Consider the following 25663-nt stretch of genomic DNA (forward strand, 5'->3'; position numbering starts at 1 on the left):
CTCAATGCAAGGCTAAAAATTCACTAGGATGCTCTCGTATGTACGCCGCAATGCTTCGAAGTGTGAGATCTGAAGCTTCTAGCAAATCCGTGTACAGCGGGCTTATCTCCGACAACAGCTCAGGATCATGGTCGAGATCACTTGCAGAAATATCAAAATTCGTGATATTCCTCGGGTGATTTCGTTGCCGGAGCAGCGACTCCATGCGCTCGACAAGAGGCAACGTGATACTGTCATTGAAAAAGCGCAGCGCGCTTTGAATCCCCGTCCATTTTGCCGGCTGAGCTAGGAAATAGGCGCTCCACCAATAGAAATCAACCTGCGATTTGATGGCATGGGTATGATAGACCCAGAAGGCGAATAGGGCTTGTTGGCCAGAAGTAAGTTCTTGAAATGCCCCAGCGCTGAAATCCTCACCTCGCGTCTGAATCTCTTTGTAGGCGTGAATGATAGGCTGGAAGCAGGTTTCAATCAGCACTTGATCCCCTGCAAGCTGGAAAGTTTCTTGCTTCATTTGTCCGAACATAACGATCGCTCCTCCTCCTCCATTCCGTTTATACCGAAGAAACCTCTTCATCATGGAAGAGGCACTCAGCATATTAATAATAATTTTACACGTTCAAAGGACGCGCCACTCTACGTAGTCCAGCGCGAATGATCATCTCCGCTAAGAGCAAATTCGGCAACCAACAGATCCAAGCTATAACGCCGAACGTATCATTCGTATCCGTGAGACCCCAGAACACAGCTGCGAGTGGCGTCATAACACGGAGAGAGATTGCAGCGCAGGACAACGCGTAGTTTCGCAACATCCATTGACCATGTGCGCGTGGGTTGCGATCGGCAATAATGCTCTTTAGGCTTTGGTAAAGCGTGTACAACCACATGAGAGATAGGGCTCCGAAGCCTAGCTGGGCACTCAAGCCGCCACTCGTGTAATAAGCCATATACAGACCTGTTACACCTGCTACGGTAATCATTGTTGCATAGGCATAGCCAATCGCGCGATGGACATTCGGTGTTCGGAGTCGAATCCTCTTAATGAATTGCAGCCATCCAATACCGAGAGCAACGCCACCAGAAACTGCGTGGAACCATAGCACGGTATACCAGAGATCAGGCATAGTACCTTTCTCGGTCACGAAACCTTGATCTTTGATATCGTCTGGGTTGCCATACAGTAGCAAGGCATATGCTGCGATCCCAACGGCTAGAAAAGCTAAAATACCAAACACCCAATTCCGTTTTCTTCTTCGGTTTCTCTTCACTTTGCATCCCTCACAGCGCATCGAATTCTTGTTAATTCGATCTTACCACTTAGGAAGTTATTTCCAGAAGCGACCAAGGTCGGAGCGGGTGCTCCTCCTTTAGTCGGGGTTTAGATCAGGGGATATCTAGGCTAAATCCAACTCCAAGACCACCGGACAATGATCGCTCCCTAGAATATCACAAGCAATAGAGGCCTCGGTGATCTTCGGTGCTAATCGCGCTGATGCAAGGAAATAGTCAATCCGCCAGCCCACATTTCGAGCACGAACACCAGGCATATTGGACCACCATGAGTACACATCTGTTCTCTCTGGATACAGGTGCCGGAACGTATCGAGAAAGCCTGCTGCCAATAAATCCGTCATTTTGCCACGCTCTTCGAGGGTGAACCCGGAGTTATTATGATTGCCTTTGGCATTTTTCAAGTCGATCTCGTGATGGGCGACATTTAAATCACCGCAAACCAGCACTGGTTTAACCGCGTCCAAACCGACTAAATAATTACGGAATCGATCCTCCCACTCTAACCGATAGGGCAATCTGGATAAATCACGCTTCGCATTGGGCGTATACACAGTCACGAGGTAAAAATTCTCGAACTCTAAGGTCAGGATGCGACCTTCAGGCTCGGAATCTTCTTCGATACCGTATCGGACAGAAAGCGGCTCTACTTTGGAGAAAACAGCCGTACCGGAATACCCTTTTTTCTCCGCATAGTTCCAATATTGTTTATATCCGTCTCCCAGATCGAGGTCGATTTGCCCTTCCTGCAGCTTTGTTTCCTGCAAGCAGAAGAGATCCGCATCCACCTCTTTAAAATAATCCGTAAACCCTTTATTCACGCAGGCTCTCAAGCCATTCACATTCCAAGATACCAGTTTCATTTTCGGTTCTCCTTGCACTCTATTTATGATAGTTATCATCTAAAAATCAGTGTACCATATGTTCGCATCATAGTTCTCTTCTAATCCATACTGACTTGCATTGAATTTCGCTTAATCTGTTTCAGAGTCGAACTAGATGGATTTTATGATGTTATTTTCGCCGTATTTTCCAAGTTCATCGCAATAAATGGATTTTGTACAGTTAATTTTGACCGAGGAGGCTGTAAAGGCAAGTTCGGCTATTATTAACTGTAGATTTTCCATGTAAATCCAATTCCCCCGAGAAATCACGGGAATTAGCTGTAGTTTATACAGGTAAAGCTTCGCATTATCATGACCAATACGGGTGACATCATCACCTTTCAGCCACACGGGGAGGCGCAACGGCCCGTTGCCTAAATCCCCGAATATAAGAAAATACCATACTTCTTCATCAGGATTATTGATTTAAGTTCCCTCGAAACAGGTGCTATACTCTATATAACCAACTAAACGTATAGGTTTAATATTACACGCGTGAAAGTGAGGGTCCTCCATGACCAAAATATATAATAATTTAACCGAACTCATCGGAAATACCCCATTACTTGAGCTCTGGAATTTCAATAAAAGGCAAGGGCTTGAAGCTCGCATTGTCGCGAAACTGGAGTATTTCAACCCGGCGGGCAGCGTAAAGGATCGCATTGGCTATGCCATGCTGAAGGATGCAGAACGCAAGGGGAAAATCAATCAGGATACCGTCATTATCGAGCCGACGAGTGGGAATACGGGCATCGGTTTGGCTTTTGCAGCAGCAGCTTTGGGCTATCGGTTAATCATTATTTTACCGGATTCGTTCAGTGAGGAGCGCCGCAAAATTGTGAGAGCCCTAGGCGCAGAACTTGTCCTTACACCAGCTGCGGAAGGCATGCAGGGTGCCATTCGCAAAGCCAAGGAATTAGCTGCTGGGCTGCCCAATTCCTATATTCCGCAGCAGTTCAACAATCCAGCCAACCCTGAGGTTCATCGCAGGACCACGGCAGAAGAAATTTGGCGGGATACCGGCGGTAAGGTTGATATTTTTGTAGCAGGCGTAGGTTCGGGAGGCACCATTACAGGTGTAGGAGAGATTCTGAAACAACGACATTCCGATGTTCAAATTGTGGCCGTTGAACCTGCGGGTTCCCCTGTGCTCTCCGGAGGCACACGTGGTGTGCACCAGATCCAAGGGATCGGCGCAGGTTTTGTGCCGGATAACTTCAACCGGGCCATTGTGGATGAAATTCTCACGGTTAGTAATGAAGAGGCGATGGAGACGGCGCGCCAATTGGCCAAAAGCGAGGGGCTTCTCGTTGGTATTTCGTCTGGAGCCGCAGCCTTTGCAGCTGTTCAACTGGCGAAGCGACCTGAGAATAAAGGAAAGACAATCGTCGTTATCCTGCCGGACACGGGGGAGCGATATTTGTCATCGGCGCTTTTCGCGGAGCTCGAATAAAGGAGAATAAGGTTGGATAATAGACCGTGAAAGGTAGCGAAATCGCACCTTTCACGGTTTTTTGCATGCTGAAATCTAGCGAATTTCATCCCGTGCAATACGACAATAAAATTCTTATTGAAAACAATTATCATTATCACTATAATAATAATGAAAATCATTATCAATTAAAATAGGGGGATTCAACATATTATGAAACAGGGATCTGTAAAAATAGGTATGGCCGTACTCTTACTCTCGTTGACTGTCGCTTGTGGTCAAGGGACTTCCACGGAAACAGCTGTATCACCAGCAGCAAGTGCCGCAGCCAAAGCTGCCGCAACGCCAGCTCCAACAGCAGCCCCAACAGCAGCCCCAACGGCAGCGCCGAAGGTTGCGATTGATGAAGCGAAAGCGGCTGAGCTTCTTGCTCAGTTCAAAACACCAAACCCTGCGAAAGTCGTTACTGTCTCTGTAGGGATCTCCGAAATTCTTAATGAGCTTGGCGTTATGCCAGTTGGCGTACCTACTACGACGAGTAAGATGCCAGCAGCTTATGCGAACGTGACGAAAATCGGCAGCTCCCATGCACCTGATTTAGAGCAAATTGCTAAGCTAACGCCTGATGTGATTGTTTCACCTGCGTCCATTAAAGATAGTCTAGAGAAGAAATTCCAGCCAGCTAAGCTCCCGTCTGCTTACATTCCGGTAGATTCCTTAGAGGAGTTGAAACTTTCTACAGTTGTCTTAGGTAGATTGTTCAAGCAAGAAGCGAAAGCGACAGCATTGCTTGAGAAAACAACAACCGAAGAAACAGCAGCACGTGAGCTTGGTAAAGGTAAAGCAGCACCGAAGGTCCTTATTCTTTTCGGATCTGCTGAGTCCCTGATGTTCATGAACGAGAACACTTTCACAGGCAGCTTGGTGAAACAATTGGGAGCTTCCAACGTGGTATCCGATGTTCTTAAGTTGAAAGAAGCGTATGTGCCTCTGAACATGGAAAGCATTGTTGCTGCGAATCCGGATGTGATTTTGCTCGTAGCTCATGGTGATCCAGCTGCTGTATCGAAGAAATTAGAAGAAGACTTGAAGAAGAACGGCTCTTGGGAGAAGTTGAATGCGTTCAAGAACGGTAAATTCAAACCACTGGATTATAATCTTTTCGGAATTGCATCCATCGTTAATGCACCTGCTGCTTTCAAAGATCTGGCGCAAGTTTTGTATAAATAAGCACGGGGGAATGCATTCGTGGTCGAGAAGCAGAAAAGAAAAGTCACGTATATAGGGATCGCATGTGTTCTGCTTCTTCTGGGCACATTGCTTTCCATCGGCCTGGGTAGTGTCCGTATCTCACCAATGGATACACTCCTCACCGTATTTGGTAAGGGGAGTGAGTCCAATGTAACCATTCTGTGGGATATTCGTATCCCCAGAGTTTTTCTAGCTCTAGTAATCGGGGCTAATCTAGCAGCTTCCGGTGCATTACTTCAAGCTGTCCTGCTCAATCCGCTTGCAGATCCTGGATTGACTGGCGTTTCGAGTGGCGCAGCGGTTGCTGTATTGCTCATTTTATTGGCCTTTCCTACCTTATACTCTTTAGTCCCATTAGCTGCCATTATTGGAGGCTCCGTAGCCGCCATCATGGTCTATGTATGGGCATGGAGTAAAAGGACCGGCTTCGCACCAATCCGGGTTATTCTTTCCGGCGTTGCCGTGAATGCCGTCTTCGGCGGAGTGATAGGACTACTCTCTATTCTATATAGCGACAAGCTGCCAACAGCGCTTCAATGGCTGAACGGAAGCCTATCTGGAAAGGGGATGGATGGTGTTACGACAATTCTCCCTTACTCCCTCGTGGGATGGATAGCTGCGCTTCTGTGTATTCGCCAAGCGAATATCTTGCGTTTAGGCGAACAGGCAGCGCATAACTTAGGTCAGAACCTGACACGTATCCGTTTCACACTTTCTTTCGTTGCTGTTTACTTGGCTGCCATTTCGGTATCGACAGTTGGGCTTGTCGGGTTCGTAGGACTCGTCGTCCCGCATATCGCACGCATGCTCATTGGTTCCGATTATCGCGTTATGCTGCCGCTGAGTGTTGTGCTCGGAGCGCTCGTTCTGCTGATTGCAGATACGCTCGGACGTACTGTATTTGCTCCCTTAGAAATCCCCTCTGGCATTGTTATGGCGATGGTTGGAGGTCCTTATTTCCTGTATCTGATGCGAAAGGGGGAATCAGCCCGTGCTTGATGTACAGTCCTTAACGATTCGATACGGGGAGAAAACAATCGTCAATGATTTCTCGCTAGATGTGAAAGAAGGAGAAATTGTTTCGATTATCGGACCCAATGGTTCTGGGAAATCGACGATTCTCAAAGGCGTATCCAGACTCATTCCATGTGAGAGCGGACGTGTGTGCATTGCACAGCAAGAGCTGCAATCGCTCAGTACGAAGCAGGTATCGCGCATCATGTGTATGTTGTGTCAATCTAACACAAGTCCAGCGGACATGACGATTGAAGAGCTTGTTGGCTATGGCCGGATGCCGCATAAGAAATGGTTTGAACGTTTTAATGGCGAAGATTATGACATTATCAACTGGGCAATGGAACAGACAGGGTTGCTCACTTATAAGGACCGTCTGGTGAACTCCTTATCTGGCGGCGAAGCACAACGTGCTTGGATCGCTATGGCACTGGCGCAGCGTCCCAAGGTATTACTATTGGATGAGCCAACAACTTATCTAGACATCGCGCATCAATTGGATGTGCTAGAGCTTGTTCGTAAGTTAAATCGCGAGCTTAACCTTACCGTAGTTATGGTTCTGCATGATTTGAATCATGCGAGTGCGTATAGCGACAACATTTGTGTGCTGAAGAATGGGCAACGCTATCAATATGGCACACCGCAAGATGTGCTAACGAGCGATCTGCTCCGACATGTCTACGAGGTAGAAACTGACATTCAATATGGCGAGCAGGGTGCGGGTCCCCGCATACATATTCTAAAGAAAAGTAGGAGTGTGTCCTAATGAAGCAACCGGATCTAGAAAGCAGCAAACAGCAGTATTTGAAGTTCTCCGAAGGCTTGAAAACGTTAATGCTAAGCACGGTAGATGATAAAGGTAAGCCCTTCACATCCTATGCCCCTTTTGTAAAGAAGGAGGGAAAGCTGTATATTTTTATTAGTCGAATTGCGAATCACTTCCGTTATATGGAGAACAATCCTTCGGTTGATGTGATGTTAATTGAAGATGAAGCTTCCACAGAGAATCTATTTGCAAGACAACGTGCTCGTTTCGTATGTACAGCGACTAATATTGGGAATGAAGATAAAGAAGATATTTTCGAACTGTTCGGTGAGCGCTTTGGTAAGCAAATGATTAATGTATTGAAAACGCTGGACTTCTCCTTATTCGAGCTTTCGACGACGGAAGGCCGCTATGTAGCTGGCTTTGGTCAAGCTTATGATATTGATTTGGCAGCGACGAAGTTTGAACATGTTGCTAGAGACGGTCATCAACCAGCGAAAACGTCCTGATAAGATCCTAAATCTCAAAGGAGTGTCTACATATGAGTTTTGAAACCGTATTGCCAATTTGGAACGCGATCCAAGGTCGTTTTCATAAAACAGTCCAAAAGCTCCCTGAAGCTGATTTGACCCTTGAATTGGGTTCAGCTTCAATCGGTTATATGCTTCGTCATAATGCCGAGGTTGAATATATGTTTGCGAACTGGTTTTTCGGTGTGAAAATTCCAGAAGGCATTAAGCTGTTTACTGCTGGAGGTCCCAATGGCCCGAAGGTAAAGCCTGCGTTCACTAACTTGCAAGAATTGGTTGATGATTTGACAGCCTCAAACGATTATCTAATTGAAGCGATGCGTAACCTGCCTGAAGAAGCTTGGACCGTGCCGGTTGAGTCACCAATGGGCCCATCGACGCCGCTGGAGGCAGTTGGCAGATTGATGTACCACACAGGCATTCACTCAGGTCAAATTTCGTTGATTCAGAAGCATTTCGCTGTTAAAGAGAATGCGGCAAAAGCCCCCGCGCAGCATGAATAGACTTATATGGTGAAAAAAGAGACTATGGGGACCCTCCCATAGTCTCTTTCAATTCGGGCAGAAGCCCGGCGTCTTGGCGCAGAGGAGTTTTGCATATTTCGGATCGAGCTTAGCCAGCTCCGTGAAATAGCTGCTAACGGCATGATTACCAGCAAATGATCCGGTTGGAAAGTCTAGCTCAACGGCTTTTTTTACATGAATATAGTGATAGAGGTCACCTGTACGAGGCGATTTGTACACGAGAGGCGGCAGCGAAGGAACCATATCGCTGCGATTATATACGCGATAATGAGGACCTGTTTTGCGATTAAATTGACCCGCGAATGTTGTGTTGCCAACCCGGGGCGAACCGAACGTATAAACGGAGGGATCCTTGAACTTCGTGTTCGTTGCCAAATCTGCCGCACATAAAGTGGCGAGCGAACCGCCTAGACTATGGCCTGTGAGGTAGAGCTGTTTGTGAGGAGATAGTTTACGCATGGCGGTTATAAGTTGTTTGCGGGCGGATTCGTAAATGTCTAGAAACCCTTGATGTACGAGACCGCCCTCTTTGGCATAGGGGAAATCAGTCTGTCTGGCAATGGCATCCGAGATCCAGTCCGATGTAGTGGACGTGCCGCGAAATACAATGACAATTTGACTATCAGATTCTGCAATAAAGCCGAATAACTCACGTCCACCGAAGGCAGAATTCGCCGTAAACGGAGTCACAATTTGATAGGCAGCCGGTAAAATAACGCTTTCCGTTCCTTGTTCTAGTTGCGTATAGCTTTGACCGCACATCGCTGCGAGGCGAAGGGAAGTTCGCGTATCCATAGAGTTGTTGAACATGATGACATGCCTCCACAGCCAGGATAAGATATATGTATTCATATGAAAATATTGGATACATGTCCTCCGGCAATTGCCTATTTGTGGAGAATTTCAGGTATAATAGGCATGTTGCAACCAGTACCATAAGTGCGAAGCTATGTTGGTTGTCAACGATATGAAAGGTGGAATAGATACATGTTGAGAAGGTTTTTTTCGTACTATCGGCCCTATAAGCACTTATTTATTTTGGATTTCACTTGTGCGGTGGTGGCTGGGTTGCTGGAACTGGGGTTCCCGCTGGCCGTCAATCAGGTTATCGATAAATTGCTTCCTGCAGGGAATTGGGCTTGGATTATTTGGGCGTGCGTGGGATTGTTGGCCGTCTATGCGCTGAATACACTGCTAAACTTTGTCGTAACGTATTGGGGTCATATGCTAGGGATTAACATTGAAACGGATATGCGGAAAAAGCTGTTCACGCATCTGCAGAAGCTGAGCTTCCGATTCTATGACAACAACAAAACAGGGCAGCTCATGTCGCGTATGTCGAATGATTTGCTTGAAATCGGTGAGGTCGCGCACCATGGTCCGGAGGATCTATTTATCGCTGTGATGACACTGATTGGCGCGCTGTTACTTATGCTGCAAATCAATGTGAAGCTGGCGTTGCTAACGTTCGTCATCGTGCCGTTCCTCCTATGGATTGCGGTGTATTTTAATCAGAAAATGACCAAAACGTTCCGGCGCATGATGGGCGATCTCGCGGATATTAATGCTAGAGTTGAAGATAACATCGGCGGTATTCGTGTCGTACAAGCGTTCGCAAACGAAGCTCATGAGAAGAAATTGTTCGAGGTGAATAATGGCAGATTCCGACTGACGAAGTTGGCTTCTTATAAAATCATGGCGTGGAACATTTCACTAAGCTACATCTTAATGCGTTCCGTAACGGTTTTCGTGCTTATCTGCGGTACGTGGTTTGTTATCGATAAGCAAATCAGCTATGGCGAGTTTATTGCCTTTGTTCTATTAACGAATGTATTCTTAGGCCCGATTCAGAAAATCAATAACGTCATCGAGAGCTATCCGAAGGGGATCGCTGGCTTCAAGCGCTATGTAGAGGTCATCGACACCGAGCCGGAGGTTGCCAATCATCCGAATGCTCGGAAGGTGGATCATCTTGATGGTCAAATCAAATTCAACAACGTGTCCTTCGGGTATGGGGACGAAGCTCGTGTTTTGAATAACATCTCCCTGTCCATTCGAGCAGGGGAGACCGTTGCATTCGTCGGTCCTTCAGGCGCAGGCAAAACGACGATCTGCTCCCTGCTGCCTCGTTTCTACGATGTCAGCGAGGGCAGCATCGCCATTGACGGTCTCGATATTCGCCAGATCGAGCTGGAATCGCTGCGCCGCCAAATCGGCATCGTGCAGCAGGATGTGTTCCTGTTCTCCGGCACGATGCGGGAGAACATTGCGTACGGCAAGCTAGGCGCGACGGATGAGGAGATCTGGGACGCTGCGCGGCGCGCGCAGCTGCAGGGCTATATCCAGTCCCAACCGAAGGGACTGGATACAGTGATCGGAGAGCGCGGCGTCAAGCTCTCCGGCGGGCAGAAGCAGCGCCTCGCGATCGCGCGCATGTTCTTGAAGAATCCGCCGATTCTCATCTTAGATGAGGCGACATCGGCGCTGGATACCGAGACCGAAGCGGCGATCCAGCAGTCCTTGGCGGAGCTGTCGAAGGGCCGCACGACGCTCGTCATTGCACATCGACTCGCGACGATCAAGAACGCGGACCGCATCGTCGTTGTGACGGAGGATGGCATCACCGAGCAAGGCGCGCATGAGGAACTCATCGCTGTCGGCGGTGTGTACAGCCGCCTGCATCAGGCGCAGTTCAGTTCTTAAGAAGCTTTCGCCTCCCTGTTTGTTAGGGGAGGCGAAGGCTTTTGCTTTTTTCAACAGAATAGACTAGTCCTGCCCAAAACCTTCATGATAAACTATGACCATATCACGATTATTTTACCTAAGGTAAATTATAAAAGAGGTGGCACGGATTGAAGTCAATAGGACGATGGCTACTGCTGGGTGCGATCACGCTGATCGGTATTTTTTTGCTGAGTAATATTCGGCAAATGTTCTTGTCCGTCCAGCCCGATCAGATCAAAGTGTCGGTCAATGCCAGCATTAGCCTGCAGAAGCTAAGTGAGATGCTGCCTGGAAGTAAGATTTTGAATGAGAAAAGCGGTCTGCTAGAAGTCCCATACGGCAAGTTCTGGGAGTACCAAGGCACGGCCATGACGATTAAAGGTGTGCTGCGATCCTCGGTCATTCCGCTAGATAAGCCTATCATTTCGTGGCGCTATTACGGCTATACCGTTAAGGATCAGCTGAATGGCTTTGTGCATGGCGATTTTGGGAAATATCGCGATCCGTACACCCGCAAGGAAGTTGCGATGACGACAGCAATTCCCGCAATGCTGCTCAAAACCTGCACCTATTTCATCCCAGGTTTGCTGCTCGCGATCCTACTCAGTATGCTAGTTGCTCTGTGGGCGTCCATATCAAGGCGAATGGGCGTCGTGCTGGATGGTATTCATGCACTGCTTGTTGGATTACCAGACTTTTTCTTGATCGTGCTTATTCAATTAGCGGCGATTTATGCGACTAAGCTCCTTGGTCACTATGTGCTGCTAATCGTTCAAGTGGGAGACCGAACACCATTTCTCATTCCGTTTCTGACAATTGCTTTGATTCCGTCGGTGACGATTTATGGGACGCTGCGTGTCGCCATTGCGCGTGAGCTGGGGCAAGATTACGTTGTCACTGCACTGGCTAAAGGCTTGACGAGGCGCGAGGTCCTCTTCTCGCATGTACTGCGGAATGTGATGGAGGATGTGCTGGCTATTTTGCCAAGAGCTACGACATTAGCCCTTGCTAGTATGGCAGTTGCGGAGGCGATTTGTGGCATTGGAGGTTTAGGTGGCTTCATCATTCTGCCGATCTATCAGGGGCTTACTTCGATGTCTGCGATCTGTGTGGTGCTTGGTATAGTTGCCATGGCTTTTCATATCCTGTATGCGCTGCTGCGGAAGCGGTTCGTGGTACGTGCGGAGGAGGTGGCTAGACCATGAGACGACGTCCTTCTACTGCCTTTTATATATCTATCGCAATCTTGGTGCTCTTCCTGCTGGTGATGGTGTTCGGGTCCTGGTTGAAGCCACATGGCATTTCGCCAGAGGACAAAATCAACATGATCCAATATCAAGAAGACGGCAAAACCAGGTATGCAATCCCGCCTTACGCACCCAATAGCACCTTCCTGCTTGGAACCGATCACCGTGGGTTCGACATGCTGAGCTTATTATTGAATGGGTTAAAATACACACTAGGAACGGCGTTGGGTCTGACTTTGCTTCGTTTTGCCGTGGCGTTGCCTTGGGGGTTAGGAAGCGGGATGACGGGCAGGGGAAGAGGTCTACTCCGCTCTTTACAGTGGGCGGTTGCCGCAGTGCCGGCATTTATTTTCCTCTATCCGCCGCTTGCGGGGATGTATTACGGGCTAAGGCTCGATCTCGGAGCCAAAGCGGACCCACACAACAAGTTGTTGTTCAGCATCACCTTCATTATCTTAATTACTCTGATTGGCATCTTCCCGTTGGCACATCAGATCGCAGATCGGACACGCTATTATAGTGGCAAAATGTTTATTGAAGCCTCCCGCCTCATGGGCGGTTCGTTCTGGCATCGAACGCTTCGGCATATTTTCCCTTCCATGCGAAATGAAATGATGTTCATCTTCTTAAGCGAGTTCATGCAGGTGCTGTTCCTGTTGGGGCAGCTAGCTGTATTCAATATCGTGCTCGGTGGTACAGAGACGATCGGCGACGAGGAGGCCGGCTTCCAGATTACCATCAGCACCTCTGGGGAATGGCTGTCGCTGATTGCCTACGGTGCGCGCTATATCCGGCTGCACCCATGGATTATTCTCAGTGCGGGTACAAGCTTTGCGTTGTTATTCCTTTCACTGCAATTTTTCTTAAATCAGCTCAAACGCCGCTATGGCGAGGAACGTCAGCTGATGTAATAGAGTCGAGCGTCCATCCGAAGGGTGGTGCTCGGCTTTTTTTGTCGGTTGTGTAGGAGCTTCAGCAACACTTTAATACCTCAATCACTGAGAATCACCTCCTCAACGTTCAAGCCATACCGTTCGCACCCGGACCCGCACCCGCACCCTAGAGAAATTTAAAAACAAATGGAGATTATGTAGTTAATTCTGCTATATTTCCTACTTTGAGACGATTAACTGTAAAAAGTACAGCTAAATTCACACAATAGCACCGAACGTGGGGAATATGGAGGAAATAGATGGAGTTTTTCCATCTAGATCAGAAAAGTGGCTATAAACGTGAAAATTAGCTGTAGGAAATCCATCTAAAGTTGTGTAGGTGTGCCAGTGGGATCCAAAGAGGAAGCTGAGGATAGTTCAGGAATGAATCTACGGTATGTAATCATTGGAGCGCACGGTGGAGAATGTAATAATACAACATAATTAATGTTACAATGGTATATATTATGTGTTAGAATGAATGAAAAAGGAGGCGAGCAAACCATGGAGGATAAACAAGACAAAACGAAACGACTCTCGGTTTATTTGCCTGAGAAAGTGAAATTCGAGTTAGAAGAGATGGCGGATGCCACTGGCCTATCGATGACCCAGCTGATCGTCATGGCGACGCAGGGGCTGCTCGCGAATTATGCCGCACAGGGTGGCGCCATTTTTGCGGATCTGCTGTCAGCGAGACATCGCATCCTGCACGAAGTGAAGGAAAAGCAGACGCTTTTGGATCAGGAAAAGCTGAGTATGCAAGCCTACTACGGTGCACGGGCAGAGGAGTATGAACGGATTTACCACCGCGAGGATGCGGAGTATCAACAAGAATTGGCCCTTCTGTCAGATACCCTGAAGAAGCAGGTAGAGGGCCGCCGTGTGCTGGAAATTGCCTGCGGCACAGGCTATTGGACGCACATTGTCGCAGAAACAGCGGCGCAGCTGGTTGGCGTCGATATTCGCCCAGAGGTGCTGCGCATCGCGGAGTCGAAGTCATGGACGAAGGGGAATGCGTCCTTCAAGGAAGGAGACGCGTATGAGCTATCCGAGATAAAGGGGGAGTTCGATTACGGCCTGGCGAACTTCTGGTTCTCGCATATTCCGCGGAATCGGATCGACAGCTTTTTACAAGGCTTCCATGAACGATTAGGCAGCGGAGCACAGGTGTTTATCGCTGATAATGTATATGTGCCTGGTAGAGGCGGCGAACTTATCACCCATGAAGACAGCGAAGACACCTACAAAAGACGCGAGCTAGCCGACGGCTCCAAGCATGAAATACTCAAGAATTATTTTAGCTACGAAGAGTTAAATGACATTTTTCGACCCTTATCACAGCATTTGCGCATCTTTGTGGGGGGCAGCTTCTGGTATGTGAGCTATACAATCAAATAGCCGATTATCGGTACTCTATTTTACTAAAATAAAGGAGACCATAACCATGAGTGTGACGTTCCATACGACTGTTATGAAAGCTGAGAATAAGAATGCTACAGGGATTTCCATTCCCGAAGAGGTTATGACCACGTTAGCAGGAGGTAAAAAGCCCAGCGTGTCCGTGACCCTGAATGGTTACACATATCGGACAACCATCGCGGTCATGGGTGGCGAATACCTCATTCCGCTCAGTGAAGCCCATAGACAAGCCTCCGGCTTGAAGGCAGGTGACCCCGTCGAGGTGACGTTGGCTTTGGATCTTGCCCCTCGAACGGTGGAAGTCCCATCAGACTTGCACACAGCGCTGTCTGAACAAGACGGTGCCGTAGAACGGTTCGAGGCTCTGGCCTTCTCCAAGCGCAAAGAATTCGTCCGCCAGGTCGAGGACGCGAAGACACAAGAGACGCGCCTTCGCCGAATTGCCAATGTGGTCACTCAGATGAGTGGCGTGTAAGCGCTCATGGCTGCTTAGTGCCCTGATGTGAATTTCAGTCCGAGCACACCGACCAGAATCAAGACCATAAACAAGATCCGAGTTAAGCTGATCGGTTCATCGAGAAATAGAGTGCCAATGATAATGGCACCGACAGCACCGATGCCGGTCCAGGCTGCATAGGCCGTTCCGATGGGAAGAGTTTTCGTTGCTGCAGCTAAGAAATAGAAGCTGACAATCATGCCTAGAATCGTAACAATCGACGGGACAAGCCGCGTAAAGCCATTGGAAAATTTTAATGAGATGGCCCAGACGACCTCAAATACACCTGCAATAGCTAAAAATAACCATGCCATAATGAAACACTCCTTCATGTGGGGATATGGGGTTTTACGATGTCAGGGCCACAAAATAAACAGAGAAAAGCCCGGGAATATCGCACTGTTGCGATAGACTCCCGGGCTTTTCTCCCTCCGTGACCACAGCATATCTGCTGTGTGTTTTCCCTTGGACCAGCCGGCGGTGGTGCGCCGCGGAACCCTAGAAAACGACATGCCGTTATTATAGGCTCGCTAACATGCCATGTCAAGTTACACATTCTGGTTGCTACCTAGTTAGCTTATCCTTATTCCTCTAGTGCTATGTTGTTTAATGCCAAATGCGCACGGAACATAGCCATCGTATCTGGTTGTTCCTGTTCGGGCGCCCACGTTGCGGTATCCCATATTTTCGACAGCTTAAGGGCACGACTGCAGTGCACGAAGCATTCCTGCACCTCGACGCCAACAGCGGCGATGGGTGATTTCCCATTCAGCTGCATAGTCGCCAGAAGCTCTTCATCTTTCGTCAGCCAAGCGCGTCCATTGACGCGGAGCACCGTTTCGAACCCGGGGATAATGAAGATAAGGCCCACCTGCGGGTTGGTCAGTAGATTATACATCGAATCTATTCGACGGTTTCCGAGTCTTTCTGGATAAATCAAGCGATGATTATCGAGAACGCGAACGAAGCCTGGGCTATCGCCGCGGGGGGACACATCACATAATCCATTTGCACCCGATGTAGATAAGAAAAATAAAGATGATTTGGCGATGAACGCTTGGGCGTGCTCGTCAATTTGATTAATGACTTTATTTTGTACCGCAGGATGAGGCTCTCCAATAATATCTCTAATTTCATCAATGGATTGAACGATGCCAGGAAATGGGGGCGAAGTACTGTCTTGTGTGTTGTCCATGCGTTCTTTTCCTTCCTCGAGGCCAAGAGACCTTTAATTTCTTCATAAACACTGTGAGAAGTCCTCGAAGGACAGCGTAGCCGTTTATTTTGTATATTGTAGTATACGCCGATAACTCCGTTCAAATGAATGAAGCCCTGCAAGTCGCTCTTACGAGCAAAGCTTGCAGGGCTTCATTCTGTGACGAGAACATTACTTGGATTCAGCAGTTAGTTGATTGTAAATATCATCCCATAGAACACGTCTGGCTGATACATACCGCTTCGCATAATAGGATTCGCTCAACTTATTCTTAACAACACCTTGATTAGTAGCGGAGTGAACGAATTCACCATTACCGAGGTACATCCCTACGTGAGAGATGCCGCTGCCATCTGTGTTGAAAAATACAAGATCGCCCTTACGAAGATCATTTTTGTCAACCCAGTAGCCTTCACTGTTTTGTGATTTGGAGCTGTGTGGGAGGTCGATGCCGAACTCGTCGAACAAGTAGGACGTAAAACCAGAGCAATCGAAACCTTTGGTTGTCGTTCCTGCCCATCTGTAAGGAGTTCCAACAAGATCTTCTACCGCTTTATCCATATCGGATGCTGCGAAAACGCTTCCTACACTTACACTCAAAAACAAAACAAGACTAAAAATAAGACCAACAACTTTCTTCAACTGCTTGTCTCCTTCCGGTGCCTACGAGGTTAGCTGGAGGGTTCGGTTGAAGGTTCCCTATGATCCCTGTCTTGCAAGATCAATTCACCCGGAGTGGTTCCCCCGTTTCCCCAAAAACTGAGGAATTCGGCATGAAATATTTGGTTTTTTGATGCTAGTCCTTTTAATTCGTCATAAACAATGGAATTCCTCTTTTTTTATTAGAAAAAAGGCTGAAAAATAGGCAAATAGTTCGGGAAATAGACAAAAAAAAGCCCCTTTCTCAAAGAGAAGGGGAGAACGCTTAGCTATTCGCTGTTTTGCTGGATATTAACTGGATATTTTGGCAGAAAGAAGCTGATATTGGGAAGAAATGCCCCAAATTTGGATGAAAATGTGGAAGAGCGGATATAGTTGGTAAATGATTAGGGCTACCAGTCCTGCCCATACGTAAGTGGCCGTGACCGTGACCCCTGCCAAAAGTCCTGTGAACAGTAATAGGATGATGGCAAGTCCGATAATCGGCAGCGAATATCGAAAGAAAGAGAAAATAGTCGATGTAATGCCTAGCTTGGCAGCAATGGCGAATTGCACATACATAAACAGCAGCTGCAGGAGAAAGCCGTAGAGCATTAAACTAAGTATCCAAGGAAGAAGCTTGATAACGATCTGCTCGTAGGAGCCGCTATGCCCTAGCATATAAGCGGCTTTGGGAATAAGCCAGATGAGCGGGAAAAATGTAAGTGCGATGCGAATCAGATACACGAGCAGGAATGGGAGCATGAGCTGCTTCATCCCGCGAAAGAAACGATAGCCAGCATTCTGGTGAGAATGCGTGAGAGAATAATAAACACCGCCATTTAAGAGAGGCGTCAGCAGCATGCGAGCACATAAGAGTATAGCAAGCCACCATAGATAGGAATGGCTGAGATCTGTTTTAATTAACTGAAACTGGCCCTCTGCTAGGAAAATCTGCAATGCCTGCTTGGGTTGCTCAGCGCCAGGGAATCGATGCATGAGGGGGACGAGTATTCCCTGCACGAGCTTATACAGGAGAATACCCCAGCCCATCTGATATAGGAATAAAATGATCGTGGCAAATGGCTGCGCCATAGCTGCCCTGAAGCCAGCTTTGATATAAGTGGCCAATGAGGTCCCTCCTTAACGTTTTCTTTAAAATATAAGAGAGTATAGCTGCACGTTATACAATGCTTATATTTCTCCATAAACACTCTCGTCCTTACCAGGCGACTGAGCCAAATATGGCTTGTAGGAATTGAATAATGCCAAGGTTCCAACGAATTTTCCACTTTGTGTTTAATTGGGTTTGATAAAAGTTATTGATGTGCTTATTTTCGAGAATAAGCGTGTACTTAGGATCAATGCGCACCCAGTCGACAGGGGAAGCATGCGTTAATTTGAAGTCAATACTGCCTTCCTTGCCGTCCCATGTTTTATCCAACGTTGTACCATCCGCGAAGTGGAACTGTATCGGTACTTCCGGTGAGTTACCGCCAAGCTTCACGATGCGAACAGTGCTTTCGTAAGTCTCAGACCCTTTGCCACCCTGAGGCTGGACGTGAACACTTTCGACGGAGTAATCCATCATCAGATTGCCATAGACATACTGATTAAAGAAGTCGTCCCAATCTGTTTTACTAATCTCCTCAACGACCTGTTGGAAATCCTTTGTAGACGGATGCTTAAACTGCCACTTTTGGAAATAGGATTTCATGATACGATCCATCGTTTTGGTACCGACTTGCCCCTCGATTGCTTTGAGTACGAGCTTGCCACGCGTGTACACATTTTCAGCGTATTCATCATGTCCTTTGTAAGTCCATGCATCCTTCTGAAGTCCATTTGGTGAGGTGATATAACTGGACTCGACAGGCAAATTAGGTACTTCACCGTATTCGGCTTCCATCACTTTATCCTCTGCATAAGAGGTGAAGCCTTCATCCAGCCATGCTTCCTCGAATTCATTACTGGCGACCAGCCCATAGAAGAATTGGTGTCCGATCTCATGGACGACGACGCGTTCCAGTTCTAAGTCTGGATCTTTGTCACTGGCTCCCCATGCGGTGACTAAAGTTGGATATTCCATACCGCCAGCACCATTCCCGCCAGGAGGTGGGACGACGATGGAAAGGGTAGAGTAGGGATACGTACCGTACCACTGACTGTAACGGGAGAGTGCTTTTTTAGCCGCATACATGTAACGGTCCTTCAAATTTTGATGATTAGGATCCAAATACAGTTTGATTTTGACCCCTGGAATTTGTGGTGTAGAGAAGGGTTCTTCCACATAGACGAAATGAGGAGAGGCTGACCAAGCGAAGTCATGCACATCCTCGGCATAGAATTGGTATGTCTTCGTGCCCTTGTCCGTCACGGCAGGCTTAACAGGGAAACCGGTTGCTGCGACAATATAATTTGCGGGTACCTGGATTTTCACATCATACATGCCGAAATCCGCATAGAACTCGGAATTTCCATGATATTGGTGGAGATCCCAGCCAGGCTCAGCCCGTCCCCTAGTTCCCTTGCGCTCATAGGCGGCAACCTTTGGAAACCATTGACCAGCCATAACGAAGTCACCGACATAGCCCATTCTGGCAAAAGCTGCGGGCAGTTTAACAAGGAATTCGGTTTTGATCGTTACACTTTCCCCAGGTCCAACAGGCTTGGATAACGGTATTTTGAGCAGCGTGTGGTCATCCTTATTGCCGTCATCCGGTTGTACGAATGACATTCGCTTGGTGAGATCATCACCCGTATCTGATTTCACGGAGAGCAGTTCCATACTGCCGGTACTCTCATCCTTGGCTTCATCTTCCCGCAGCTTTCCACCTGATTCGCGCATAAATGTCGTTTTCTTCGAAGCGAATGCATTGGGATAGAGGTGGAGATACATATCTTGTACAGGAACTGAGCCAGGATTTTCCCATGTAAGTGTTTGTTGTCCTTGGAGCTGTTGGGTTTCTGGCGTGTAGGCAACATTCATGTGATATTCGGCAATACGATAACTAAGTGGTGTTGAGGTTTCTAACGGTTTGCCATTATCTGCAGGCTGCATGTCCGGTGTCTGAACAATAGGAACATCTTTAGAGACGACAGGAACAGTCCCTCTTGGTGTGGAGGGGAGCAAGGTATTCGTTATTAACACTGCGCCGGCAGCAAGGAGCATGACAGCAAACCACTGTACCTTGCGGCTATTGAATAGAGCATTCATATCCATGAGATTCACCCCGCCTAAACAAGCATCTACAGCATGTATATGTAGACAACCTAGGGAATATTTCTGCGAGGTGAAAGAAATATGTTAAATGTCCGTGGTAGCCCGCCGCCACTTGTTCTAGCGGTAGACTTTCGCTACAATGAAAGCATGTCGTCATTTTAACCTAATGTAGAGTGGAAGGTGCCCTTATGGAAGCGGATAAGAAGAAGCTGGCCTTAAATATAGTAAGCTCGAAAGTGAATCACAAAGGCTTCGGTGCGGGAGCCATTGATTTGAGTAACGTCTCCGGCATCATTATTGATGGGGATGAAGCGTATTTGGATGAAGGAACACTCCATGCCAAGAGTAAGATCGAGAAAGGGATTAAGTTCTCCACGAACAAGGAGGATGTCCCGAATGGTCGTAAAGCATGGATCGTATGGGTAGCAGTGGATCGGACGGAAGATGGCGCCTACTATGCGGGGATGTCGGCATGCGAAATGCTAGTGGACACCGAAGCGCGCCGCGGATGGAAGATTCTTGCGGAGCACGTGAACAAAATGGACGGCGCCATGAAGCGTAAGTTCATCCTAGAAGGCTTGTCTGACAGTGAACGAACAGCCCTTCGAAACTGCCTCATTGCGCACAATGAAGACTGGTGGAACCGCTCGGATCAAAGCCTTAAGGACGCACTCTCCTAAGCTTTAAGCGGCGAATATGGAGAATATGAACATTATGTGTCATCCATTGTTCCGCAATGTCGAAGCGGGTATACTATACCCTAGTGTATGTTACCTCATATACTAGGACAGCAAAAAGGCAGGACTAAGACGCGCTTAGTGCTGCCTTTTTGTGTTGTCTTCTTCGGCTGAATTAGTCGTTCCACCAGCGTTTTAGATCGTTCCACCAAGAGCCGTTATCGCCTTTGGGACCTGCTTTCTGACCGCCTGCTGCATCTGGATTAGCGGGTTTTCCTGTACAATATGTGGTTGGTTCAGTACCAACAAGGAAAGCTTCCATTTTAGAATTCGGACAGTCCTCATTCGACAATTTGCCGCTCACGGGATCAATGTAAACGGTCGATACACCTTCAGGGATCGGGAACAGCTTTGGCGGGATCGCATCCAAGGTCTGTTCGGTGAAATCCGCGAAGATTGGTGAGGCAAGATGTGATTCCACCGTTGTGATGTTACGGCTCTTGTCATAACCAACCCAGACTGCCGTAGATAGCTCTGGTGTGAAGCCGACGAGCCAGGCGTCCGTATCGGTAGTGCCAGTTTTGCCAGCAATTGGCCGCTTAATCGTACTGGCTACACGGTTACCGGTTCCACCCTCTTCGAACACGCTCTCCATTAGATTAGTCATCACATAGGCAACCGCAGGTGGTATCACTTGCTCCTCCGTAGGCGCCGCTTCATATAATACACGCCCATTAGCATCTTCGATCCGCAAAATAGCGGTCGTTTCATGATGTACACCTTGATTCGCAATAGAGGCAAAGGCCGAGGCCATTTCCAATGGACTCACAGGGAAGGAACCTAACGCTAAGGAAGGCAATGGCTTCATGGGCGAAGCAATCCCGAGTTTATGCGCGAAATCTATGACCTTCTGTGGACCCACCTCAAGAATCGTGTGCACCGCATAGATATTATCCGACTTCGAAATCGCTTGCCGCATATCAATATTCCCATTGGTATACTGGTCATTGAAATTTCTTGGCGTATATTGCAGGCGTCCCTCATCGTAAGTAAATACCGTTGGCTCACTCTTGACCATGGAGACAGGGGTGAAGCCATTCATGAGTGCGACCATATACACGAATGGTTTAAAAGAAGACCCTGGCTGTCGCGTATTCGACAGTACACGATTGAACTGATTTTCCGTATAGTCGCGTCCGCCGACCATGGCTTTGATCTCGCCTGTACGCGGGTCTACCGCGACCAAAGCGGCCTGCAACTCTGGTTTGCCTTCAAGCTGCTTTGTAATGACATTCTCCGCAATTTGCTGGGCATTTTTATCCAGCGTGGTATAGATGCGGATGCCGCCTTCATCGAATTGTTCTTCTGTGATGCCGAGCTTCTCTGTCGCAAGGTTACGTACATAATCCCTGAAATAGGGGGCAGCGGAAGGTTTCTTTTTCGTTAACGGCAGAATCGTCAACTTCTCCTTGCCTGCAGCGTCAGCAGCGCTTTGGGTAATAAAGCCGCTGTTCACCATCGTCTGGAGAACGACTTTTTGCCGATCCATTGCATTTTGCAAATCATAATAGGGGGAATAGTAACGCGGTCCTTTCGGCACCCCAGCGATCATAGCGCTCTCTGCTAAGGTTAATTCACTGGCATGCTTGCCAAAGAAAAGCTCAGAAGCAGTCTCAATCCCATAGGTCGAATGACCATAATAGATTTGATTCAAATAATCAGCGAGGATATCATCTTTGCCCAGCTGCATTTCCATTTGGATGGCATACACCGTTTCCTTGATTTTGCGCGTCCACGTACGATCATGAGTTAAGTAAAGGTTTCGAGCTAACTGTTGCGTGATTGTGCCGGCTCCTTGCACCTTCGCCATCGCTTGGACATTCACAATGGCCGCACGTGCTACGGCTTTGACATCCACACCGAAATGATCGTAGAAATGCTGGTCTTCCACGGCGAGCGTTGCATGTATTAAGTAAGGTGAGATTTCATTTAATGAAACCACCTGCCGATTTTGCCCTGAATAAAAGGTATCAATCACCTCGCCATGCACATCATACATCTGAGAGGTTTGCATCGTTTTGGTGACGGGAAGGGTTTGGGAGCGCAAATAAACTAGAAAGACAGCGGCTCCGATGAGCAACAACAGGCTGCAGGTAAAAAAGAACGAAAAGGTCTTCTTGATTCGTCTCATCCATCGCATGGAAGCAGGAATTTCATCTTTCCGTCGGGCAGATTGTGTTTCTGGTGTTTGTTGGCGGGGCTTCTCATTATTCTCATTGTCGGACATGCTTCCCATGCCTCCCTTCTCCTTGCCCAAATGCGCTATTAACCAGTATGGAAAAGCATGGCAGTCCGTATTCAACGAATTGTAAATATTTTTTGTTAAATGGTTAAAAGATCAAGGAAAATATTGCATTTTGGGGGTAATGAACTATAATACAATTTGTGCGTGTCAAGGGACTGGAAATTAGCGTCCGAACTCGTATGACTTTTTGGGCTGGTGGAACACTGTTAGAGATAACCAATGTCAGGAATTATTCATCCAAATAGAGAAGCGAAAGAAGGGTTACTTATGGAATTATGGTACACAGAGAAACAAACGGATAGCTTCGGTATCACGGCAAAAGTGACTGAAACTTATGTAAGAGAACAAACAGATTTCCAAGATCTATCCATGATCGAAACTGAAGAGTGGGGCACGATGTTAACGCTTGACGGCATGGTTATGACAACAGTGAGAGACGAATTCGTTTATCATGAAATGGTTGCTCACCCAGCGCTTGTTACTCACCCGAACCCAGAGTACGTACTTGTAGTAGGTGGCGGCGATGGTGGCGTTATTCGTGAAATCATGAAGCACCCGAAAGTAAAGAAAGCCGTTCTTGTTGATATCGATGGCAAAGTTATCGAGTATTCCAAGAAATACCTGCCAACGATCGCTGGTGAGTTGGACAACCCGCGCGTTGAAGTTATCGTTAATGATGGCTACATGCACATCCACGATCACAAAAACACTTATGATGTCATCATGGTCGATTCCACAGAGCCTGTAGGCCCAGCTGTTGAGCTGTTCTCCAAAGGTTTCTACCAAGGGATTTTCGATGCGTTAAAAGAAGACGGGATCTTCGTTGCTCAAACGGATAACCCATGGTTCAAAGCGGATTTGATCCAAACCGTAAATCGCGACGTGAAAGAAATTTTCCCGATCGTTCGTGTATACAGTGCGAATATCCCTACATACCCAAGTGGTCTATGGACATTCACAATGGGCAGCAAAAAGCACGATCCACTTCAAGTAGAAGAATCAGCAATCCCTGAATTCCCAACGAAATACTACACGCCACGCTTGCACAAAGCAGCGTTCGTGTTGCCTAGATTCGTTGAAGATTTGATTAAATAAACTGCGGAATCGCGGATAATAGGATTTGAATAGAAGAGGGAGCCGATTAGTCGGCTTCCTTTTTTGCGTGCTGGCATGGACCCAAGCTTCAGCTTCAATCTTACTACCGACCTGAACCCCGAACCCCGAACCCCGAACCCCGAACCCCGAACCCCGAACCCCGAACCCCGAACCCCGAACCCCGAACCCCGAACTCAACCCCCTAGAACCTCATTTGCAATAATCAACTGGATACTCACTCTCGCACCCATCTCGCACCCATCTCGCACTCATCAGGCTTCCGACTCCTGCTTTTATCCTCCCTCATCTATTTGCCGACTACAAACTTACCAATGTAACGGAACTAGGGTGCGCTATTTGAGCCATATTCGTCATTTTCAGACTTGAGGGGAACGGCAGTGCGCTAATTCAGCTAATTTGCAGGTCTTGCATCACTTTTAGGAAGAATAAGGCATCCACGTTCCCCTTGATCCTATGTCCAGCTACTTTTGAGCCCAATAACGCACTGACGTTCCCCTTCATACCCTTGGCGCTCCCCCAACTCAACTCACTTAACTCTCTTACGTTCCTTCAAGTAACAACTCTTCCTAAAACAAATTTCAATCACTGCCATACAGCTGTCAGTAGCACCTAGCTATACTGTAAACATAAGGACAGGACATGAATCGCAGCAGTGTGAGCACCAATGAAGTCAGAAGTGTCATCACTAGCACCAAGTACAAGCGAGCCTGTACCACCACTATCCCTAGGAGGTTTTATATATGTTTACAACGATTGAAAGCTTCATTCATGAATACCAAATGGAATCGACTACAACGCAGCAGCTGCTGGATACATTAACAGATGAGTCCCTAAGCCAAATTCAAGCCGAAGGCTACCGTCCACTTGGTTATATTGCTTGGCATCTGGTCCATGCGGAACGAGGCATGCTATACGGAACGGGGCTGGAATTCGAATCACCGGCTGCTGTAAGCGTGCCACCTGCAGAGGCAGCAGTCATTGCAGATGCGTATCGGACAACAACGCAGAACATACTCAGCGCGATCCGAACGCAATGGAAGGACGAAAATCTGCAAGAAGTGGTTACCATGTTTGGAATGCAGTGGACGATCGGCACAACCCTATACAGCTTCTTGAAGCATGAAATTCATCATCGCGGCCAATTGACTATTCTGATGCGTCAGGCGGGACTCCCCGTTGTCGGCGCCTATGGTCCAGCCAAAGAGCAGTGGGCAGCTATCGGAAGGCCAGTTCCGGCGTTATAAGCATAAACATACGAGCTTCCTTATCCGTTTTCCAGCGGATGAGGAGGCTTTTTTTCACAATAGAAAAGACGTTTTCAGTTTCCGAAAACGTCTTTCTATTTGGCGAAATACCATCATCTAAGCGCGGTCGCTCATCCTTAAATGGCTTCGATAGAGGTTTTATCATCATCTTTTGCCAATCACGAACTCGTCTCCAATCCTCTCAAACCCTTCCATGCATTGAATTTACTTATTCTTTCATATAAACTATTAGCTAACATGCCTACGTTGTGACACGAGTTGTCTTTCGTAGCAACAGAAGAAGAGGGGATTATCGAATCATGACGGACAAGCAGCGGGTGCGGATTCGAATCGAGAGTCGAAGCGGGAGTGAGACCACAGTGCAGAAGGCGCGCGGGGATCTGTATCGCAAGGGCGATCATACCTATATCCGCTATGAAGAAGAGCCGAATGAGCTTGGACGGACCGTGACGATCATTAAGCTCGAAGATAATCAGATCCGTATTATTCGCCAAGGGGATGTACAAGCGGAGCAAACCTTCGTTCCTGGAGAGAAGCGGACCGGCTTTTATCACACACCACAGCTCCGAATGGAACTGGAAATTGAGACGCACAAGCTGACCTCGGAGGCTATCCATGGCATCGGGATTACGAGGTGGAGCTATGATCTATATGCATCAGGCACACATACAGGAGCCTATCGAATCAAGTTGTTAATTCAGGAGGAGTAAGAC

At 47.7% G+C, this 25663-nt stretch carries 25 protein-coding genes and 2 riboswitches; of the genes, 15 read left to right on the top strand and 10 right to left on the bottom strand.

Translation table 11 applies throughout. The features are described 5' to 3' along the window. Position 1: 1 nt before the first annotated feature. The 3 genes from HQN88_RS34440 to HQN88_RS34450 form a co-directional block, all read right to left on the bottom strand. On the bottom strand, positions 2–526 hold the full coding sequence (locus HQN88_RS34440; RefSeq protein ID WP_173120801.1) for a hypothetical protein: 525 nt from the start codon (positions 524–526) through the stop codon (positions 2–4). Positions 527–611: 85 nt separating this feature from the next. Further along, on the bottom strand, positions 612–1268 hold the full coding sequence (locus tag HQN88_RS34445) for a DUF2306 domain-containing protein (protein WP_173120803.1): 657 nt from the start codon (positions 1266–1268) through the stop codon (positions 612–614). 126 nt (positions 1269–1394) lie between these two features. Beyond that, complete coding sequence (locus HQN88_RS34450; protein WP_173120805.1) at positions 1395–2153, bottom strand: exodeoxyribonuclease III; 759 nt, start codon at positions 2151–2153, stop codon at positions 1395–1397. Positions 2154–2688: 535 nt separating this feature from the next. Here HQN88_RS34450 and cysK point away from each other — a divergent pair. The 6 genes from cysK to HQN88_RS34480 all read left to right on the top strand — a co-directional run bounded on the left by cysK (position 2689) and on the right by HQN88_RS34480 (position 7670). Beyond that, positions 2689–3627: a cysteine synthase A gene (gene cysK / locus HQN88_RS34455; RefSeq protein ID WP_173120807.1), complete on the top strand. Its 939-nt coding sequence runs from the start codon at positions 2689–2691 to the stop codon at positions 3625–3627. A gap of 192 nt (positions 3628–3819) precedes the next feature. Next, entirely contained in the window at positions 3820–4836 is a 1017-nt protein-coding gene (locus HQN88_RS34460) for a helical backbone metal receptor (protein WP_173120809.1), read from the top strand. Positions 4837–4854: 18 nt separating this feature from the next. Further along, positions 4855–5856 (top strand): FecCD family ABC transporter permease, encoded by a 1002-nt coding sequence (locus HQN88_RS34465; RefSeq protein ID WP_173120811.1) that lies wholly within the window; start codon positions 4855–4857, stop codon positions 5854–5856. Beyond that, entirely contained in the window at positions 5849–6637 is a 789-nt protein-coding gene (locus tag HQN88_RS34470; protein WP_173120813.1) for an ABC transporter ATP-binding protein, read from the top strand. Before HQN88_RS34465 ends, HQN88_RS34470 begins: the two co-directional genes overlap by 8 nt. Next, on the top strand, positions 6637–7146 hold the full coding sequence (locus HQN88_RS34475) for a HugZ family pyridoxamine 5'-phosphate oxidase (RefSeq protein ID WP_173120815.1): 510 nt from the start codon (positions 6637–6639) through the stop codon (positions 7144–7146). Before HQN88_RS34470 ends, HQN88_RS34475 begins: the two co-directional genes overlap by 1 nt. A 32-nt stretch (positions 7147–7178) precedes the next feature. Continuing rightward, a complete protein-coding gene (locus HQN88_RS34480) occupies positions 7179–7670 on the top strand; it encodes a DinB family protein (RefSeq protein ID WP_173120816.1) in 492 nt (163 codons plus the stop codon). A 48-nt stretch (positions 7671–7718) separates the two neighbouring features. Here the strand turns inward: HQN88_RS34480 and HQN88_RS34485 are convergent, their stop codons facing one another. After that, on the bottom strand, positions 7719–8501 hold the full coding sequence (locus HQN88_RS34485; RefSeq protein WP_246320622.1) for a lipase family protein: 783 nt from the start codon (positions 8499–8501) through the stop codon (positions 7719–7721). A gap of 177 nt (positions 8502–8678) precedes the next feature. Here HQN88_RS34485 and HQN88_RS34490 point away from each other — a divergent pair, with 177 nt between their 5' ends. The 5 genes from HQN88_RS34490 (at position 8679) to HQN88_RS34510 (ending at position 14488) form a co-directional block, all read left to right on the top strand. Further along, positions 8679–10394: an ABC transporter ATP-binding protein gene (locus HQN88_RS34490; protein ID WP_173120818.1), complete on the top strand. Its 1716-nt coding sequence runs from the start codon at positions 8679–8681 to the stop codon at positions 10392–10394. A 149-nt stretch (positions 10395–10543) separates the two neighbouring features. Then, positions 10544–11620: an ABC transporter permease subunit gene (locus HQN88_RS34495; protein ID WP_173120820.1), complete on the top strand. Its 1077-nt coding sequence runs from the start codon at positions 10544–10546 to the stop codon at positions 11618–11620. Between the two features lie 62 nt (positions 11621–11682). Beyond that, a complete protein-coding gene (locus tag HQN88_RS34500) occupies positions 11683–12573 on the top strand; it encodes an ABC transporter permease subunit (RefSeq protein WP_173120822.1) in 891 nt (296 codons plus the stop codon). Between the two features lie 525 nt (positions 12574–13098). After that, on the top strand, positions 13099–13992 hold the full coding sequence (locus tag HQN88_RS34505; protein WP_173120824.1) for a methyltransferase domain-containing protein: 894 nt from the start codon (positions 13099–13101) through the stop codon (positions 13990–13992). A gap of 46 nt (positions 13993–14038) precedes the next feature. Continuing rightward, a complete protein-coding gene (locus HQN88_RS34510) occupies positions 14039–14488 on the top strand; it encodes a YdeI/OmpD-associated family protein (RefSeq protein WP_216855919.1) in 450 nt (149 codons plus the stop codon). 14 nt (positions 14489–14502) lie between these two features. Here the strand turns inward: HQN88_RS34510 and sugE are convergent, their stop codons facing one another. From sugE to HQN88_RS34535, 5 genes are all read right to left on the bottom strand, one after another. After that, entirely contained in the window at positions 14503–14823 is a 321-nt protein-coding gene (gene sugE / locus HQN88_RS34515; protein ID WP_171629092.1) for a quaternary ammonium compound efflux SMR transporter SugE, read from the bottom strand. A gap of 96 nt (positions 14824–14919) precedes the next feature. After that, positions 14920–15022: riboswitch (guanidine-I (ykkC/yxkD leader) on the bottom strand. Between the two features lie 70 nt (positions 15023–15092). Next, positions 15093–15704, bottom strand: a complete 612-nt coding sequence (locus tag HQN88_RS34520; RefSeq protein WP_173120826.1) for an MSMEG_1061 family FMN-dependent PPOX-type flavoprotein — start codon at positions 15702–15704, stop codon at positions 15093–15095. A 192-nt stretch (positions 15705–15896) separates the two neighbouring features. Then, entirely contained in the window at positions 15897–16367 is a 471-nt protein-coding gene (locus HQN88_RS34525; protein ID WP_173120828.1) for a C40 family peptidase, read from the bottom strand. A gap of 3 nt (positions 16368–16370) precedes the next feature. Further along, positions 16371–16509: riboswitch (cyclic di-AMP (ydaO/yuaA leader) on the bottom strand. Between the two features lie 167 nt (positions 16510–16676). Beyond that, positions 16677–17495 carry a hypothetical protein gene (locus tag HQN88_RS34530; protein ID WP_173120830.1) on the bottom strand — a complete coding sequence of 273 codons (819 nt, stop codon included), beginning with the start codon at positions 17493–17495 and terminating at the stop codon, positions 16677–16679. Between the two features lie 91 nt (positions 17496–17586). Then, entirely contained in the window at positions 17587–19587 is a 2001-nt protein-coding gene (locus tag HQN88_RS34535; RefSeq protein ID WP_420794153.1) for a M1 family metallopeptidase, read from the bottom strand. A 188-nt stretch (positions 19588–19775) separates the two neighbouring features. On the opposite strand from HQN88_RS34535, the gene HQN88_RS34540 reads away from it, so the two are divergent. Further along, a complete protein-coding gene (locus HQN88_RS34540; protein WP_173120832.1) occupies positions 19776–20267 on the top strand; it encodes a YwhD family protein in 492 nt (163 codons plus the stop codon). A gap of 172 nt (positions 20268–20439) precedes the next feature. Here the strand turns inward: HQN88_RS34540 and HQN88_RS34545 are convergent, their stop codons facing one another. Next, positions 20440–22551: a transglycosylase domain-containing protein gene (locus tag HQN88_RS34545; protein WP_420794152.1), complete on the bottom strand. Its 2112-nt coding sequence runs from the start codon at positions 22549–22551 to the stop codon at positions 20440–20442. 285 nt (positions 22552–22836) lie between these two features. On the opposite strand from HQN88_RS34545, the gene speE reads away from it, so the two are divergent. The 3 genes from speE (at position 22837) to HQN88_RS34560 (ending at position 25660) form a co-directional block, all read left to right on the top strand. Then, complete coding sequence (gene speE, locus HQN88_RS34550; protein WP_173120834.1) at positions 22837–23664, top strand: polyamine aminopropyltransferase; 828 nt, start codon at positions 22837–22839, stop codon at positions 23662–23664. A 761-nt stretch (positions 23665–24425) separates the two neighbouring features. After that, the gene (locus HQN88_RS34555) at positions 24426–24929 is read left to right on the top strand and encodes a DinB family protein (protein ID WP_173120836.1); all 504 of its coding nucleotides are present in this window, start codon (positions 24426–24428) and stop codon (positions 24927–24929) included. Positions 24930–25249: 320 nt separating this feature from the next. Beyond that, entirely contained in the window at positions 25250–25660 is a 411-nt protein-coding gene (locus HQN88_RS34560; RefSeq protein WP_056621981.1) for a YwiB family protein, read from the top strand. The last annotated feature ends 3 nt before the right edge of the window (positions 25661–25663 follow it).

This window comes from Paenibacillus qinlingensis (assembly GCF_013204845.1).
Lineage (GTDB): Bacteria > Bacillota > Bacilli > Paenibacillales > NBRC-103111 > Paenibacillus_E > Paenibacillus_E qinlingensis.